At 65.2% G+C, this 15,387-nt stretch carries 10 protein-coding genes and 1 tRNA gene; 5 read left to right on the top strand and 6 right to left on the bottom strand.

Features of this window, described 5'->3' with window-relative positions:
• The first annotated feature begins 374 nt into the window (after positions 1-374).
• A complete protein-coding gene (locus tag CSQ85_RS12665; RefSeq protein WP_150384310.1) occupies positions 375-1,130 on the top strand; it encodes a Sir2 family NAD-dependent protein deacetylase in 756 nt (251 codons plus the stop codon).
• A 190-nt stretch (positions 1,131-1,320) separates the two neighbouring features.
• Here the strand turns inward: CSQ85_RS12665 and ilvA are convergent, their stop codons facing one another.
• From ilvA to CSQ85_RS12640, 5 genes are all read right to left on the bottom strand, one after another.
• On the bottom strand, positions 1,321-2,586 hold the full coding sequence (gene ilvA, locus CSQ85_RS12660) for a threonine ammonia-lyase (RefSeq protein ID WP_150384309.1): 1,266 nt from the start codon (positions 2,584-2,586) through the stop codon (positions 1,321-1,323).
• 81 nt (positions 2,587-2,667) lie between these two features.
• Positions 2,668-4,578, bottom strand: a complete 1,911-nt coding sequence (locus CSQ85_RS12655) for an alpha-glucosidase (protein ID WP_150384308.1) — start codon at positions 4,576-4,578, stop codon at positions 2,668-2,670.
• A 771-nt stretch (positions 4,579-5,349) separates the two neighbouring features.
• Positions 5,350-6,240 carry a carbohydrate ABC transporter permease gene (locus CSQ85_RS12650; RefSeq protein WP_150384314.1) on the bottom strand — a complete coding sequence of 297 codons (891 nt, stop codon included), beginning with the start codon at positions 6,238-6,240 and terminating at the stop codon, positions 5,350-5,352.
• A gap of 17 nt (positions 6,241-6,257) precedes the next feature.
• Positions 6,258-7,202 (bottom strand): carbohydrate ABC transporter permease, encoded by a 945-nt coding sequence (locus CSQ85_RS12645; protein ID WP_107042644.1) that lies wholly within the window; start codon positions 7,200-7,202, stop codon positions 6,258-6,260.
• A gap of 44 nt (positions 7,203-7,246) precedes the next feature.
• Positions 7,247-8,521: an ABC transporter substrate-binding protein gene (locus CSQ85_RS12640; protein WP_150384307.1), complete on the bottom strand. Its 1,275-nt coding sequence runs from the start codon at positions 8,519-8,521 to the stop codon at positions 7,247-7,249.
• A gap of 290 nt (positions 8,522-8,811) precedes the next feature.
• On the opposite strand from CSQ85_RS12640, the gene CSQ85_RS12635 reads away from it, so the two are divergent.
• Positions 8,812-10,053 (top strand): ROK family protein, encoded by a 1,242-nt coding sequence (locus CSQ85_RS12635; protein WP_150384313.1) that lies wholly within the window; start codon positions 8,812-8,814, stop codon positions 10,051-10,053.
• Positions 10,054-10,075: 22 nt separating this feature from the next.
• Here the strand turns inward: CSQ85_RS12635 and CSQ85_RS12630 are convergent, their stop codons facing one another.
• Positions 10,076-12,319, bottom strand: coding sequence for an alpha-galactosidase (locus tag CSQ85_RS12630; protein WP_150384306.1), 2,244 nt, complete (start codon positions 12,317-12,319; stop codon positions 10,076-10,078).
• Positions 12,320-12,729: 410 nt separating this feature from the next.
• On the opposite strand from CSQ85_RS12630, the gene tgt reads away from it, so the two are divergent.
• The 3 genes from tgt to CSQ85_RS12615 all read left to right on the top strand — a co-directional run bounded on the left by tgt (position 12,730) and on the right by CSQ85_RS12615 (position 15,333).
• Entirely contained in the window at positions 12,730-14,094 is a 1,365-nt protein-coding gene (gene tgt, locus CSQ85_RS12625) for a tRNA guanosine(34) transglycosylase Tgt (RefSeq protein WP_395956984.1), read from the top strand.
• 21 nt (positions 14,095-14,115) lie between these two features.
• Positions 14,116-14,988, top strand: a complete 873-nt coding sequence (locus CSQ85_RS12620; protein ID WP_150384311.1) for a nitroreductase family protein — start codon at positions 14,116-14,118, stop codon at positions 14,986-14,988.
• A 262-nt stretch (positions 14,989-15,250) separates the two neighbouring features.
• Positions 15,251-15,333: transfer RNA gene (locus CSQ85_RS12615), tRNA-Leu, on the top strand.
• The last annotated feature ends 54 nt before the right edge of the window (positions 15,334-15,387 follow it).

Here is a 15,387-nt window from a genome sequence, read left to right as displayed (position 1 = left end):
CTGCAGCGGACTGGCAATCATTGACTATAAAGAAGTAGTACAAACACACTCTTGAGTTCTCAAACCACCACACACATCAACAAGCTGAATCACAATTCGTGATTTGAATCAGACCGCCGTGCTGAGTGGCAACAGACGAGTAATCTACACGCATCGGCACAATCACGCAAACCGGCATGCAAAAATACGCCGCAAACCATTGGAAATACAGCGTTCCATCGGCGTGTCGCAACGGCGTCGCATCCACTTTGCCGTACGTCACGTCCTGTATTCAAGGATACCCTCGCGAACATCACACGCGGGTAACCGAAAGTGACGGGCAGTCGAACTCTGCGTTGTCCCGTCATTCATATTGGGCGCGTATACCTGTAGGCATGACAAAGAAGATCGCAGTACTGACCGGCGCGGGCATCTCGACCTCCGCCGGCATCCCTGATTTCCGCGGACCGGACGGCGTGTGGACCAAGCACCCCGACCAGATGAGCGTGTACGACATCGACGCGTTCCTCACCGACAAGGAGGCACGCGAATACTCGTGGCGCTGGCAGAAGGAATCGCCCGTCTGGAACGCGCAGCCCGGCACCGCGCACAAGGCCCTGGTCAAGCTCGAGAAGGCCGGCATGCTGACGCTGCTCGCCACGCAGAACTTCGACGCCCTGCACGAGAAGGCCGGCAACAGCCCGGACATCATCGTCAACCTGCACGGTACGATCGGCACATCGCATTGCATGAAGTGCCACGCAAAGTACGACACCGCCGACATCATGGCGAAACTGGACGAGGAACCGGACCCGCGCTGCCACCGCCTGCTCAAGTACAAGGGCGACATGCCCTGCAACGGCATGATCAAGACGGACGTCGTCTACTTCGGAGAGGCGTTGCCGGACGGCGCGATGGAGAAGTCGTACAGCCTCGCGACCAAGGCCGACGAACTGTGGGTCATCGGATCGACGCTCGAGGTGATGCCTGCCGCGAGCATCGTGCCGGTCGCCGCGCAGGCCGGGGTCCCGATCACGATCATGAACATGGGACGCACGCAGTACGACCGTCTCGCCACGCGCCTCATCCACGACGACATCGCCGTGGCCCTGCCCAAGCTCGTCGACGAGACCATCGCGGAGAACAGCTGACGCGCGAGTCACAAGTCAGCAGAACATACCGCTGGAACAGAGCGACGGCCCGCTATGTACTGTTCACGACCGTAGGCTTGGCCGAACGGCCTTGAGTGTGTCGTGAACAGTACATAGCGGGCCGTCGCGGTCACCGCAATAAACGGTCAGTGGCTACCAGCCAAAACGCAAAAAGCGCGAATCAGGCGAATCAGTAGATGCGCTTGGGGCTAAAGCCTTCGGCCTTGAGGGCGGCGAGGATGCGGTCGATGTGGTCGGGGCCGTTGGTCTCGACCGTGACACCGAGGGAGACCGCGTTCGTGTAGTGGCCGGACGCCTTGAACTGGTCGTGGTCGAGGGCGATGACGTTGGCGCGTTCGCGGGCGAGCAGCGTCGCGACCTTGACGAGCTGGCCCGGGGTGTCGGGCAGTTCGACCTCGAAGTTCATGATGCGACCGCGCGCGATCATGCCCTTCTGGATGACCGCGCCCATCGTCACGGTGTCGATGTTGCCGCCGGACATGATCGGCACGACCACATGCGGGCCGGGAGCGGACGCGAACTTGCGCGAGCGCAGGTTCAGATGCTCGAGCGCGGCGAGCGAGACCGCGCCGGCGGCCTCGACGACCAGCTTGTGCTTCTCGAGCATGAGCAGGATCATCTCGTTGATGTCGCGTTCGGTGACGGTGACGATGTCGTCAAGGAACTCGTTGAGCAGCGCGAACGTGAGATCGCCCGGGTGCTTGACGGCGACGCCCTCGGCGGAGGTGACGACCTGGTCGGCGGGCACGACGCGGCCGGCGGCCAGCGAGTTCTTCCATGCGGGCGAGCCCTCCGGGATCGCGCCGATCACGCGCACCTCCGGCTTGAACGTCTTGATGGCGAGCGCGATGCCGGCGCCGAGTCCGCCGCCGCCGAGCGGGACGACCACGTCGGTGACGTTGGGCACGTCCTCGAGGATCTCGAGGGCGATGGTGCCCTGGCCGCAGATGACCTCGTAGTCGTCGAACGGCGGCACGTAGATCATGCCTTCCTTCTCGCTCAGCTCGGCGGCGTGGGCGGCGGATTCGTCGAAGACGTCGCCGTAGAGGACCACGTCGGCGCCGTACGCCTTGGTGGCGTCGACCTTGAGCGGCGGGGTGATGGTCGGCATGCAGATCGTGGCCTTGGCGCCGCGTTCGCGGGCGGCGTAGGCGACGCCCTGCGCGTGGTTGCCGGCGGATGCGGTGACGATGCCGCGGGCGAGCTCCTCCTCGGACAGGGAGGCGATCTTGTTGTAAGCGCCGCGGATCTTGAACGATCCGGTGACCTGAAGGTTTTCCGGCTTGAGGAGGATCTCGTGGCCGGTCATCTCGGACAGGGTCGGCGAGGGGATGATCTCCGTGTGGCGTGCGGTCCCCTTCAACCGCTCGGCGGCTTTCTTGAGTTCGGCCGCATGATCACGCTGCAATGCTTTGAGGACGTCTTTCTGTTCCATAATCGGCTATTTTATGCGGCGGGGTGCCGTGGACGCCCCGCCCGTCTCGCAGTGCAAGGCGGGCGGGGCGAGATGAGATCATTACAGGCGCACGACGACGGCCTCCCACGGGTCGAGCTCGCCGTTGGCGAGGGAGACGACGGCGTGGGACGCGCCGTACGTGCCGATCACGATGTCCGGTTCGGAAACGCCGGCGGCGACCAGCGCGGCGGAATCGGACGGCAGGTCGACGGTGCGTCCGGAGAGGTTCGCGACGACGAGCAGCGTGCCTTCGCCGGTGCGCGCGGTGGGGTCCGGCTGCGGGTTCGTGTGGAACGATTCGACGTCGTCGAACACCGGGTACGTCGAGGCCGGTTCCGGCTTCTCGAGGGTGCGGGTGAAGGCGTAGACGTGCGGGTCGGACGCGTCGATCAGGTGCCAGTCGCCGGCCGCGACCACCGGATCGTCATGACGCAGGGCGATGAGTCGCTTGTAGAACGAGTAGACGGAATCGGGGTCGTCGAATTCGCCGGCCGCGTTGATCTCGGCGTGGTTCGGGTTGACCGCGATCCACGGTTCGACGGACGCGTCGGGCGTGGTGAACCCGGCGTAGCGGGAGGCGTCCCACTGCATCGGGGTGCGGGAGTTGTCGCGGCCGCGCGCGGCGATGCCGGCCATCATCGACTCGGAGCTCTGCACCTTGGCCTCCTCGACGCGCTGACGGTAGGCGTTGAGCGATTCCAGATCGCGGTACTGGTCGAGGGCGGTGAAGTGCGCGTTGGTCATGCCGAGTTCCTCGCCCTGATAGACGTACGGGGTGCCGCGGTGCATGTGCAGCACGAGTCCCCACGCCTTGGCGGAGCGGACGCGGGCGGCTTCGGTGGAGTCGTCGCCCCAGCGGGAGACGACGCGCGGCTGGTCGTGGTTGCCGGTGAACAGACTCGCCCAGCCGGCCTTCGCGACGGCGGTCTGATAGCCGGACATGATGGACTTGAGTTTCGGCAGATCGAGGGGCAGAGGCTTCCACTTGACGCCTTCGCAATCGAAGTCGACGTGCTCGAACAGGAAGAGCATGTCGAGTTCGCCGTTGGCGGGGTCGGTGATGTGCTCGTTGCGCGCGGCCGTGATGCCGGGCGCCTCGCCGACGGTGAGGAAGCCGTCGCGGCCGTCGAACACCTCGCGGCGCATTTCGGCGAGGAACTCGTCCTGACGCGGGCCGTCGGCGCAGAACGGGTTCGGGCTGGAATAGCCCTCCTCGCCGACGGGCAGGTCGGCGAGTTCGGAGCCGGCCTCGCCGGGGAGTTTGCCGTTGGGGTCGGTGCGCTTGGAGATCAGGGTGATGACGTCCATGCGGAATCCGTCGACGCCGCGATCAAGCCACCAGTTCATCATGTCGTACACGGCACGGCGCACGGCGGGGTTCTCCCAGTTGAGGTCGGGCTGCTTCTTCGAGAACTGGTGGAGGTAGTACTCGCCGCGGGTCTCGTCGTACTGCCACGCCGATCCGCCGAAGTAGGAGCCCCAGCGGTTCGGCTCGGCGCCGGGTTCGCCGGGCGTGGTGCCGGGGCGGGCGGGACGCCACCAGTACCAGTCGGCGTGGGGATCGTCCTTGTGCTTCGACGCCTCGAACCACGCGTGTTCGTCGGACGTGTGATTGACGACGAGATCCATCACGATCTTCAGGCCGCGCTTGTGCGCCTCGGCGAGGAGCTCGTCCATGTCGTCGAGCGTGCCGAACAGCGGGTCGATGTCCTGATAGTCGGAGATGTCGTAGCCGTTGTCGTCCTGCGGGGACTTGTAGACCGGGGAGAGCCACAGCACGTCGACGCCGAGGTCGGCGAGGTAGTCGAGGCGGGAGGTGATGCCCTTCAGGTCGCCGAATCCGTCACCGTTCGTGTCCTGGAAGGATCGCGGGTAGATCTGGTAGACGACGGCGTTCGACCACCACGGGTTCGGGGTGGCGCCGTTCGTGCGGATGGCGTCGGGCAGCGGCTCTCGGTTGAAGGCGGTCATCATCGGCTCCTTTGCTGGGGTTGCGTTGTGTCGCTTATGTGATCTGCGTGTTCTATGTGCTCTGTGCGTTTCGCGCCGGTCATGTCAATAAGCTGCTACGCGACAGGATAGGCGCACGAGGTTTTCATTCCCATCATCGCCCGGCATGGGCGTGGCGGAAAGTAATGGGGGTGTGTTGGTGTTGCCGCGCGGTTGGACGGGCGGAGGGCTAAATCGCTTGCGAGCGCGATCCGGCCTCATATGACGGAGTTCTCTCGCTGGGACACCACTCGGCGAGCGATACCGGACATGCAATGACAGAAACATCTCGCTTACGGAGCCTTAGCGAGAGAGAATTATCTGTTCGTGTCACGTATCTCTCGCGGGGAGGAGGCTACGCGAGAGAAATCGGAGCATGAATAGCAGAAACCTCTCGCTGAGCCGTGGCTAGCGAGAGGTTTCTGACAGGAAGGGATGGGGACGGCTCGCTCGGAGCGGCCAACGGAAAGCCCACCGGGCACTTGACCGCGTCCTGCAAGTACGGACTCGCCTTACGGCGAGACTCAACCTGCCTCACGGGCTGTCGCCCGCTCGGAGCGGCCAACGGAAAGCCCACCAGGCTTCCCTTTACTTGACCGCGTCCTGCAAGTACGGACTCGCCTTACGGCGAGACTCAACCTGCCTCGCGAGTGCGCGGCCTCTCGGCCGCCCGAGCCGGGGAACAGCCCACCGGGCTGTTCCCTTAATCGGCTCGCCTCGCTCGGAGCTGTGAAGTAAACCAGCTACGCTGCTTTACTTCACAGCTCCCCTCATCACGCCGCCGATGACCCACTTCTGGGCGAAGACGTAGACGACGAGGATCGGGGCCATGGCCATCAGGTAGCTGGAGAAGGCCATCGGATAGTTGGTGGCGAACTGGGAGCTGAAGACGTACTGGGCCAGCGGGATCGTCTGGTTCGACTGGTCGGTCAGGACGATGAGCGGCAGGAGGAAGTCGTTCCACGCCCACAGCGCGGTCAGGATCGCGATGGTCGCGTTGATCGGGCTCATCAGCGGGAAGATGATCTGCCAGAAGATGCGCCAGGTCGACGCGCCGTCAATGCGCGCGGCCTCCTCGAGCGAGACCGGGATCGAGCGGATGAATCCGGTGGCGATGAACAGGTTCGTGCCAAGTCCCAGCACCATGTACAGCAGAATCAGGCCGATCTGGTTGTCGAGATGCCACGATCCCATCTGCTTGGCGATCGGCAGCATGACGACCGGGAACGGCACGAACATCGCGGCGATAAAGAAGTAGTACAGGAAGCGGAAGAATCGCTTGTCCATGTTGCGGGCCACCGCGTACGCGACGAACGTGTTGGTCAGCAGGGTCAGCACCACGGCGGCGACGGTGATGATCGCCGAGTTGAGCGCGGCCTTCGGGTAGTTGACCTTGGCGGAGGCGTCGGCGAAGTTGTGCCACTCCCACGTGGTCGGCAGGGCGAAGGTGCCGGCCTCGGCGGGCGTCTTCAGCGCGGTGACGATCGTGAAGTACAGGGGGATCAGGATCGTCAGGGACAGGACCGCGACGGCGGCGGTGAGCCACCAGTTGATGTTGCGGTCCCTGCGGAACTTCTCGGGCTTGCCGGCGGGCTTGCCGGATGACTTTCCGGACTGCGTGGACGAAGAGGACTTGACTGACATTGCGGCACTCATGGCACTCACACCTTTTCCTTGCTGCCGAAGAACTTGAGCTGGATGAACGCGATGATCGCGAGGACGATGAAGAAGAGCACGGCGTTGGCGGTCTGGTACGCGTACTCGCCGCCGGTCAGGCCGCCTTTCCAGATGAGGTAGGTCACGGTTTCCGTGGCGGAGTTCGGACCGCCGTCGGTCAGGGCGACGACCTGGTCGAACGTGCCGAGCGCGTTCTTCATGGAGAGCACGAGGTTGATCGTGAAGAACGGCCCGATGAGCGGGAACGTGATCTTCCAGAACTTCTGCCATGCGTTGACGCCGTCGAGCGCGGCGGCCTCGTAGATCTCGGTGTCGATGGTCTGCAGGCCGGCGAGGTAGAGCAGCACCGAGTAGGCGACGCCCTGCCACACGGCGAGGAACACGATCGGGATCCACGAGTACTGCTCGCTGGTGATGAGCGACTGGGACAGCCAATCGATGCCGAGCGCCTTGCCGAGCTCGGGCAGCGGGTTCATGAAGATGTACTTGAACACGTAGCCGATGACCAGCACCGACAGGGTGTAAGGCACGAAGAAGATCGCGCGGAATCCGTTTTTGAACGCGATTTTGCCGTTCAGCGCGACGGCGATGAACATCGCGATCACGTTGATGAGCACGGTGATCGCGATGGCGATCAGGAACGTGAACAGGTAGGCGTGGCCCACACGGTCGTCCTGGAACAGGGCGATGTAGTTCTTGATGCCGATGAAATCGTAGTCACCGTAGCCCTGCGAGTTGGTGAACGAGTACATCACGCCCTGCAGGAACGGCACGTACAGGAAGATCGCGAAGATGATCGCGGCCGGTACGGCCATCCAGTAGAAGGTGCGGTCGACCTTGCGGTCGGAGAACGCGGAGACGCGCTTCTTCGCGGCGCGCGCGGCGGGCTTCGTCGCCTTGGCGGGAGCCGCGGATGATGATGTCGTCATAATGCTCCTTCCTTTCGATTTGCTTTCGATTCGCTTTCGATTCGTCAGTTCGTGAAAGTCCTCGACTGGACCTTGTCCCATTCGGTCTGCATCTGGTTCAGGAAGCGGTCGGTGTCGCCGCTGGTCACCATCGTCTGCAGGTAGCCGCCGATGTTGATCGACGACGGGATGTAGTGGTCGCAGAAGTCGGCCACCTTGTTCTTCTCGAAGAACGGGCGCACGGTCTCGAGCGCCTTGTTGCCGAAGTGCGTGTCCTTGAGCGGGGTGATCGCGGAGTTCGCGTCGGCGTAGTCGTTGAGGGTCTTCTCGCTCATGAGGAACTCGATGAACTTCATCGCCTCGGCCTTGTGCTTGGTGTTGGCGCCCATCGTGAGCATCACGTCGTCGCCGGCGGTGAGGACCTGCGCGTCCGCGTCGTCGGAGGCGGGCATCTGCGCGAAGCCCAGATCCGCGTCCTTGTTGATCATGAGGATCTGCGGGATCGCGTACGTGCCGAGCGGGATGATCGCGGCGGACCCTTTGGCGAAGTTCTGCGTGCCCTGCTGGTAGGTGATGCCCTTGTCGCCGTCGGCGTACGTGAAGAGCTCCACCTCCTTGCTCACGGTGTCCTTCCACATGCTTTGGAAGTCGGTCCCGCCGGTTTTGAGCTTCGTGTACTCGGTTTCGGGCACGAGCGTGCCGGCGAGGGACGCGAGCGGCGCCTGCGTGGTCCACGCGTCGGCGACCGTCGCCTCGACCGGGTTGATGCCCTGGTCGCGGAACTTCTGGAGCATCGCGGTGAACTCGCTCCACGTCTTCGGCGGGTTCTCCGGGTCGACGCCGGCCTTGCGCCAGATCTCCTTGTTGTAGATGTAGCCGGACGCGTTGCCGGCGAACGGCAGGCCGTACAGGCGCTTCTTCGACTGGTCGGTGGTCTGCACGAGGTTCTTCGCGATCTCGACCATGCCGGGGTTGAGCTCGTCGACGATCGGCTCGTCGGTGAAGTCGTAGAAGACGCCGGATGCGGCGAAGTTGCCGAAGCTGATGTCGCCGTTGAACGTGATGACGTCCGGCACGCGGTTCTTGACGAACCGGGTGCGCAGGTCGGTCTGCGCGTTGGCGGAGTTGTTGATGTTGATCTTGATGGTCGGGTTTTCCTTCTCGAACTCGGCGGCGGCCTGCTTGAACCAATCGGCGGCCTCGGCCTTGAACTGGAAGAAATCAAGCGTGACGGTGCCGGCGGTGTTCGCGCCGCAGCCGGCCAGTCCGACGCCGACCGCGATCGCGCAGACGGCCGCCGCGACCCGGCGCATCCATGACTTGGGGGAATCGCACTGCATTCGTAGACTCCTTAGCTTTCTCCTTTCCGCAGCGTCGATGCCGCGGAACGTGATTTCACGATACGGTTCGACATTTTTCATTCCAAGCGCAAGCGAGCCTCGCAACGGTGGAAACTAAAGACCCGTGAATTATGTATTCTAGGAATGGAATTCGAGGGATACCCGGATGGAGCCGCCGCGCGCGGCGTTCACGGCATAATGCGGTGTCCGGTCCGGTCATCGTCGACGGACCGCCGGGGCGGCGGATGGAGGAACGAGGAATCATGGCGATCGAGGGAATCACGGATGTCATGGATGAGGACGACTGGTCCGGCGGCGGGCAGGCGACGTTCCCCCACTGGTTCGAAGGGTCTGAGTACATGCATCGCGTGGCGTGCGCGATCGCGAAGTACGGGCCGATCGCGCGCACGACGCTGGCGCAGCTGCTGGGGCTGTCGCAGGGCGCGCTGTCGCGCATCACCAGCGACCTGATCTACGCGGGGGTCATCGAGGAGCTGCCGGGGGACGCGGTCGCGCGCGGCCCGCTGCCGCAGGGGTTCACGCCGAGGGAGAGTTCCGGGCGCCGGGGACGTCCGCAGACGGCGTTGGCGTTGCGGGCGAACGCGCGTACGTTCGTCGGCATCAAGGCGCACGGCACGTCGGCGATCGCCGCGGCGGTCAACGCGCACGGCGAGGTCGTGTCGGGACGCCACGAAATGGCGTTCCCGGACCGGTCGCCCGAACAGGTGACGTCGGTGCTCGCTGCGCTGGTGCGCGAGTGCGAGGCGGACATCGCGGCCAGGGACGGCGTCGCTCCCCTGCCCGCGCCCACGGCCGTCGGCATCGCGATCGGCGGGCATGTGGCGGACGACGATCGGACGGTCACGTTCGCGCCGTTCCTGCGCTGGGACCATGACGTGCCGTTGGCCGCCATGGTGGGTGACGCGACCGGCCTGCCGTGCGGCGTGTACAACGACATCGACTCGCTGTTGGTCGACGCGAGCTGGTTCGGTCCGGGCGTGGGGCTCGAGGCGTTCGCGGTGTTGACGATCGGCATCGGGATCGGCTATTCGCTGGCGGTGCACGGGCGGCCGGTCAGCTATCCGGACAAGAGCTACGGGCTGCTCGGGCATGTGCTCGTCGACCCGGAGGGGCCGCGTTGCACGGCCGGGCACATCGGATGCGCACAGTGCCTGACCGACGATTCGCTCGCCGACCAGTACTCGCAGATGATGGGCCGCGCATGCACGTTCGACGATTTCGCGCGCGACGCCCGGGCGGGAGTGCCGCAGGCGTCGCGACTGCTCGACAAGACGTGTTTCCGATTGGGATCATTGATCGCGACGGTCGCGAACATCGCGATGCCGTCGAAGGTGATGATCGCCGGCGAATCGGCGTTCCTCGCGAAGATGGCGATCGACCCGATCCGCGACGGCATCAACCGGTACCGGCACAGTCAGGCCTCGCCGGTGGAGTTCACCGTCATGGACCATGACTGGCAGCTGTGGGCCAAGGCCGCCGCGTCGCGGGTGATCGTGCGGTATCTGGAGTAGGGACCGGGGCCAGAGGGCTAAGTCACTGCTGAATCGCGGTGAACAGGACGGCCTGCGCCGGGTGCAGGCTCGGCGGGCGCAGGCCGTAGGTCTCGAGCGCGCGGCCGGTCATGAGGACGCCGTCCTTCGTCCACCAGCCGAGCGGCGACTGGCCGTTGCCGAGGCCGAGACCGTCGAGATCGAGGTCGAGCCACAGCGGCTGGATGCGGTAGACGCCGTCCGGGTCGAGGCCGGGCACGCGGATCGGCGCGGCCGGGTAGGTCTGCGATGTGGTCAGCTGGGTGAAGCGGTAGAACGCGGCGGAACGGTCGGGCTTGACCATGCCGTCGAGTCGCACGGCCGGATCGGTCGCATCGGCGTGCACGCAGGTGTCGACGGCGAACCATTCGCGGTGCTTCTTGAACTCGGCGACCCACTCGGCGAGCTTCGCGACGTCGGCGTCCGACTCCTTGAGCAGGTTCCATTCGATGCCCATGTGACCGAAGAACGCCATCGCCATGCGCATCTCCTGGCTGGTCGCGCGATGCGTGGAGTGGGCCGGGGAGGCACCCACATGCTCGCCCATCATGGACGGCGGGACGAGCAGCGACGTGTAGCGCTGGATGTCGGCGCGCTCGACCGGATCGACGCAGTCGGACACCCAGATGCGATCGGCGAGCTCGAGGATGCCGAGGTCCACGCGGCCGCCGCCGGAGGAGCAGCTCTCGATCTCGAGGCCGGGATGCGCGGCCTTCAGATCGCGGAAGATGCGGTAGACGGCGAGCGTCTGGGCGTGCACGGCCGGGCGGCCGGTTCGCGGAGAGACCGCTTCGGTGACGAGCTTGTTGTGATCCCACTTGATGTAGTCGATGCCGAGCGACTCCACCAGTGTGTCCATCGCACCGTACACATAGGCGTAGGCGTCCGGGTTGGTCAGGTCGACGACCTGCTGGGAGCGGCCCTGCATCGGCAGGCGGTTCGCGGTGGGCTTCAGGACCCAGTCGGGGTGGGCGCGGTACATGTCGGAATCGGGGTTGACCATCTCCGGCTCGAACCACAGGCCGAACTCCATGCCTTTGGCATGCACGTAGTCGGCGAGCGCCTTGAGGCTCTTCGGCCCGTCGGGCCAGACCTCCTTGGCGATGGTCCAGTCGCCGAGGCCGGAGGTGTCGTCGCGGCGGGAGCCGAACCAGCCGTCGTCGACGACGAAGCGTTCGACGCCGGTGGCGGCGGCCTTGTCGGCGAGCGCCTTCAGGGTGTCGAAGTCGTGCTGGAAGTAGACGGCCTCCCAGGTGTTGAGGATCACCGGGCGCGGCTTGTCGGCGATGCCGCGCGCGCGGCGGGCGTCGTGGTGCACGTGGCGCAGGTAGGCGTGGAATCGCGCGGCGATCTCGTTGAGGCCGTCGCCGTAGGAGCCGTAGACCCACGGGGTGGTGTAGGCGGCGATGTTGTTGCTTGTCTCGTCGAAGCGCGGCAGGGTGATCTCGCCGCCCATGAGCACCTCGCCGCCGCCGATCAGCCCGGTCGTGTACGGCTGGCGTTCGGCGGACAGCACGCTGTTGCCGCTCCATCCGACGTGGACCGCGTACGCCTCACCGTGCTCGAAGCCGAAGCCGGGGGTGCCGGCGGTGAGCAGCAGACTCGCGTCGAAATCAGGGCGACCAGCCATCGAGACCTTCTCGAAGCGGCCGACGGTGAGCGGCTGGCGCTGCGGGCTGCGCTCCCTCAGGTGATGTCCGGTGGTGGTGAGGATCTCGCCGGCGAGCGCGGGCAGCGGGAAGCCGAGTTCGATCTGTCCGATCTCGAGGTCACCGGCGCCTTCGCCGCCTTCGTTGGACACCTCGATTCGCTGGCGGATCAGACCGGATTCGTCGAGCTCGCACGTCCAGATGATGCCGACGCCCTGCTCCAAGTCGTGGGCCTCGACCGTGACGGTCGGCGCGACGGCCGTCACCGATTCGACGGCGAACCGGCAGAACAGTTCGACGCCGTCGCGTCGTACGACGAATCGGGGTGCGCCGATCCACGATTCGGCCTGCGCGGGCAGGATCGACGGCCATGCGGTTTCGTCGAGGGCGCCGGAGACGCGCTGCGGCTTCAGGGCGTCGTACTGGGCGATCAGGGTTTCGGGATGCGCGATCGGGCGCCCCCAGTGGACGAAGCGGGGCAGTTCGTCGTCCGGGAACGCCAGCGCGAACGCGACGCGCGCGTCCGTCTGCTCGGCGTAGACGACGTTCAGGCGCGTGCCGTCGGCGGCGGCGCCGTGGAATTGCTCGATGCGCGACATTGCATATCTCCTTGCGTGCGGTGTCCGGGGGCCGATCCGAGGGCCGATCCTGATGCTGTTCCGGCCGGCGGATCGACGGGATTCGTGGGTTCACAACGGTTTTCCACCACCGATCGTAGGCCACGCGCCTTTCCTTGCCATATGCCAGTGTGTCCGACGCGGCAGGAAAGTAATTCCCTGACGGCTCCGAGGGATTCCACCGCATGGTCTACCCCTCAGGCCGCTTTGCGGCCAGCTCGTCCCGCAATTACGGACGCGCTACGCGCGCAGCCTGCTGGCTCGCCTGTCGGCTCGCACGTTGCCTACAAACAGCTTTGCCGTTTGCTTCACGGCAACGTCCCGACAAGGGGAGCCGAGATAGGTGCGCATCCGCTTGTTCGCCTACAGTTGGGGCTATGACCGACATTGTGATGAACGCTACCGCGGGCGACACGCCCGCCGCCGTCCCCGCCGACTCCGCTGATTCCACTGACTCCGCGGCCGGGGCGGTCGACCTCAATCTCCATCCGATCGGCGCCGCCGAAGGCAGGCCCGGCGACCGCTCGGCGTTCCGTTTCGAGACCATCACCCGACTGTCCGACTCGGCCGACGGCAAGGGCCGGAACGGCGCGCGATACGGACGCACCGGCATCATCCACACCCCGCACGGCGACATCCGCACGCCGACCTTCGTGCCGGTCGCTACGCAGGCCGCGATGAAGGCGGTCCTGCCCGAGTCGATGAAGGACCTCGGTGCGCAGTGCCTGCTGTCCAACGCGTTCCACCTGTTCGAACGCCCCGGCGAGGACGTGCTCGATCAGGCGGGCGGACTCGCGCGCTTCATGAACTGGCATGGCCCGACGTTCACCGATTCGGGCGGCTTCCAGGTCATGTCGCTGGGCGTCGGGTTCAAGAAGACGCTCGCGATGGACGTGACCGGCATGAAGTCGGACGACGTGATCGCCAAAGGCAAGGAACGCATGGCGTGGGTCGACGAGGACGGCGTCACGTTCAAGTCGCCGCTCAACGGCGACCAGCACCGCTTCTCCGCCGAGATCTCGATGGGCATCCAGCACAAGATCGGCGCGGACATCATGTTCGCGTTCGACGAGCTGACCACGCTGATGAACACGCGCTCGTATCAGGAGGAGTCGGTGGAGCGCACGTTCCGCTGGGCGAAACGCTGCGTCGCGGAGCACGAGCGGCTCACGGCCGAACGCCTCGGCAAGCCGTATCAGGCGCTGTACGGCGTCGTGCAGGGCGCGAACTACGAGGATCTGCGCCGTCACGCGGCCGAGCAGATCGCCTCGCTCGACTTCGACGGCGTGGGTATCGGCGGCGCGATCGAGAAGCGCATCATCGGCGAGACGTGCGCGTGGATCTGCGACGCGATGCCGGAGAGTCGCCCGCGTCACGTGCTCGGCATCGCGGAGATGGACGACATCTTCGCGTGCGTCGAGAACGGCGGCGACACGTTCGACTGCGTGGCGCCGGCCCGCTGCGGGCGCAACGGCGCGATCTACACGCGCCACGGCCGCTACAACATCAAACGTGCGCAGCACAAGTTCGATTTCGGCCCGCTCGAGGAGGGCTGCGACTGCTACACCTGCCGCAACTACTCGCGTGCGTACGTCGACCACCTGCTGCGGGCGCGCGAGTTCACCGGCTTCACGCTCGCCACGATCCACAACGAGCGGTTCTTCGTGAAACTGCTCGACGACATCCGCGATTCGATCGACGGCGGCTACTTCGAGGAGTTCCGCGACGAGTCGCTGGCCCACTTCTACGGCAGGTGACGGGCGGTAAGGAGCACGATGATGGATCTTCTCGAAGCGATCGACGCGCGGCACGCGATCCGCGCATACACCGACGACCCGGTCGCGCCGGATACGCTCACTCAGCTTGCGGCCGAGATCGAGGCGTGCAACGCCGAATCGGGTCTGCACATCCAGATGGCCGCGGGGCTGGACGACGCGTTCCTCGGCCTCAAGACGCATTACGGGCGATTCAAGGGCGTGCACAACGCGATCGCGCTGATCGGCGCGGTGGCGTGCGACGGTGATGGTGCGGGTTCCACTCTCCAGTCGTTCAAGGACGCGGAGGGCACGCCGGTGTCGCCTGAGGCCGCCGCGCTGCAGGAGCGCGTCGGCTACTACGGCGAGCGCCTCGCGCTGCGCGCCGTGCAGCTCGGATTGGAGACGTCGTGGGCCGTGCTGGACGGCGCGGAGAACGTCGATCCGGCCGATGCGTGGTGGACTTTGGGCGACGGCGAATCGCTCGTGTGGGTGATCGCGTTCGGCCACGGCGCACGCCCCGGCGGACGCCGCCGCACCAAGCCGATCGAGGAGCTCGCGAGCGTCGTGAAGGGCGACGGCGAATCGACCACCGATACCCCAGTCTCCCTCTCCGACGCCCCCGACTGGTTCCGTGCGGGCATGGAGGCGGCCATGAAGGCGCCGACGTCGCTCAGCCAGCAGCCGTTCCACTTCACATTGCATCTCGACGGCGCCGTCGGTTCCACCGACGCCGTCACCGATGCCACCGACGCCGCCAACACCACCACCAACGCTAACACCGACGGCGAGGTGACCGCCGAGGCGCTGGACGGCCTGTTCGCCCATGTCGGCCTCGGATGCGCCAAATACCACTTCGAAATCGCCGCCGCCCCGCACAAGGTCAAGTGGCGGTAGCGAGCATTCCCATATCAACGTCAGGTTTTCTCGAGAAGACCCCATATCCCGAGAAAACCTGACGCTCGCTGGTTCGCAGCGACGGTTTTTCTCGCAATACACCCCATCCCCGAGAGAAACCGTCACTGAGCCGATCCCAGCGACGGTTTCTCTCGAAACGCATCGCAAACACACCGCAACACATCGCGACACATCGCGACACGCCGAAGAGCCGTCGGATTTGCATCCACCGCCGGAGTAGTGCTAAGTTATCTGCTTGTTCGCGAGTGTGGCGGAATGGTAGACGCGCTGTCTTCAGGTGGCAGTGAGTGTATGCTCGTGAGGGTTCAACTCCCTCCACTCGCACGCAGTATGAGAAGCCTCAAATCGTTGGAATTCCAGCGATTTGAGGCTTCTCTC

Source organism: Bifidobacterium rousetti (assembly GCF_008698235.1).
Lineage (GTDB): Bacteria > Actinomycetota > Actinomycetes > Actinomycetales > Bifidobacteriaceae > Bifidobacterium > Bifidobacterium rousetti.
Note: the sequence above shows the minus strand (reverse complement) of the source record. Positions and strands in the feature narration are given on the sequence as shown.

Coding starts and splice junctions, on each gene's coding strand:
- CSQ85_RS12650 (WP_150384314.1), bottom strand. CDS start 6,240: ATGTCAGTCAAGTCCTCTTCGTCCACGCAGTCCGGAAAGTCATCCGGC.
- CSQ85_RS12645 (WP_107042644.1), bottom strand. CDS start 7,202: ATGACGACATCATCATCCGCGGCTCCCGCCAAGGCGACGAAGCCCGCC.
- CSQ85_RS12655 (WP_150384308.1), bottom strand. CDS start 4,578: ATGACCGCCTTCAACCGAGAGCCGCTGCCCGACGCCATCCGCACGAAC.
- CSQ85_RS12635 (WP_150384313.1), top strand. CDS start 8,812: ATGGATGAGGACGACTGGTCCGGCGGCGGGCAGGCGACGTTCCCCCAC.
- CSQ85_RS12620 (WP_150384311.1), top strand. CDS start 14,116: ATGGATCTTCTCGAAGCGATCGACGCGCGGCACGCGATCCGCGCATAC.
- ilvA (WP_150384309.1), bottom strand. CDS start 2,586: ATGGAACAGAAAGACGTCCTCAAAGCATTGCAGCGTGATCATGCGGCC.
- CSQ85_RS12665 (WP_150384310.1), top strand. CDS start 375: ATGACAAAGAAGATCGCAGTACTGACCGGCGCGGGCATCTCGACCTCC.
- tgt (WP_395956984.1), top strand. CDS start 12,730: ATGAACGCTACCGCGGGCGACACGCCCGCCGCCGTCCCCGCCGACTCC.
- CSQ85_RS12640 (WP_150384307.1), bottom strand. CDS start 8,521: ATGCAGTGCGATTCCCCCAAGTCATGGATGCGCCGGGTCGCGGCGGCC.
- CSQ85_RS12630 (WP_150384306.1), bottom strand. CDS start 12,319: ATGTCGCGCATCGAGCAATTCCACGGCGCCGCCGCCGACGGCACGCGC.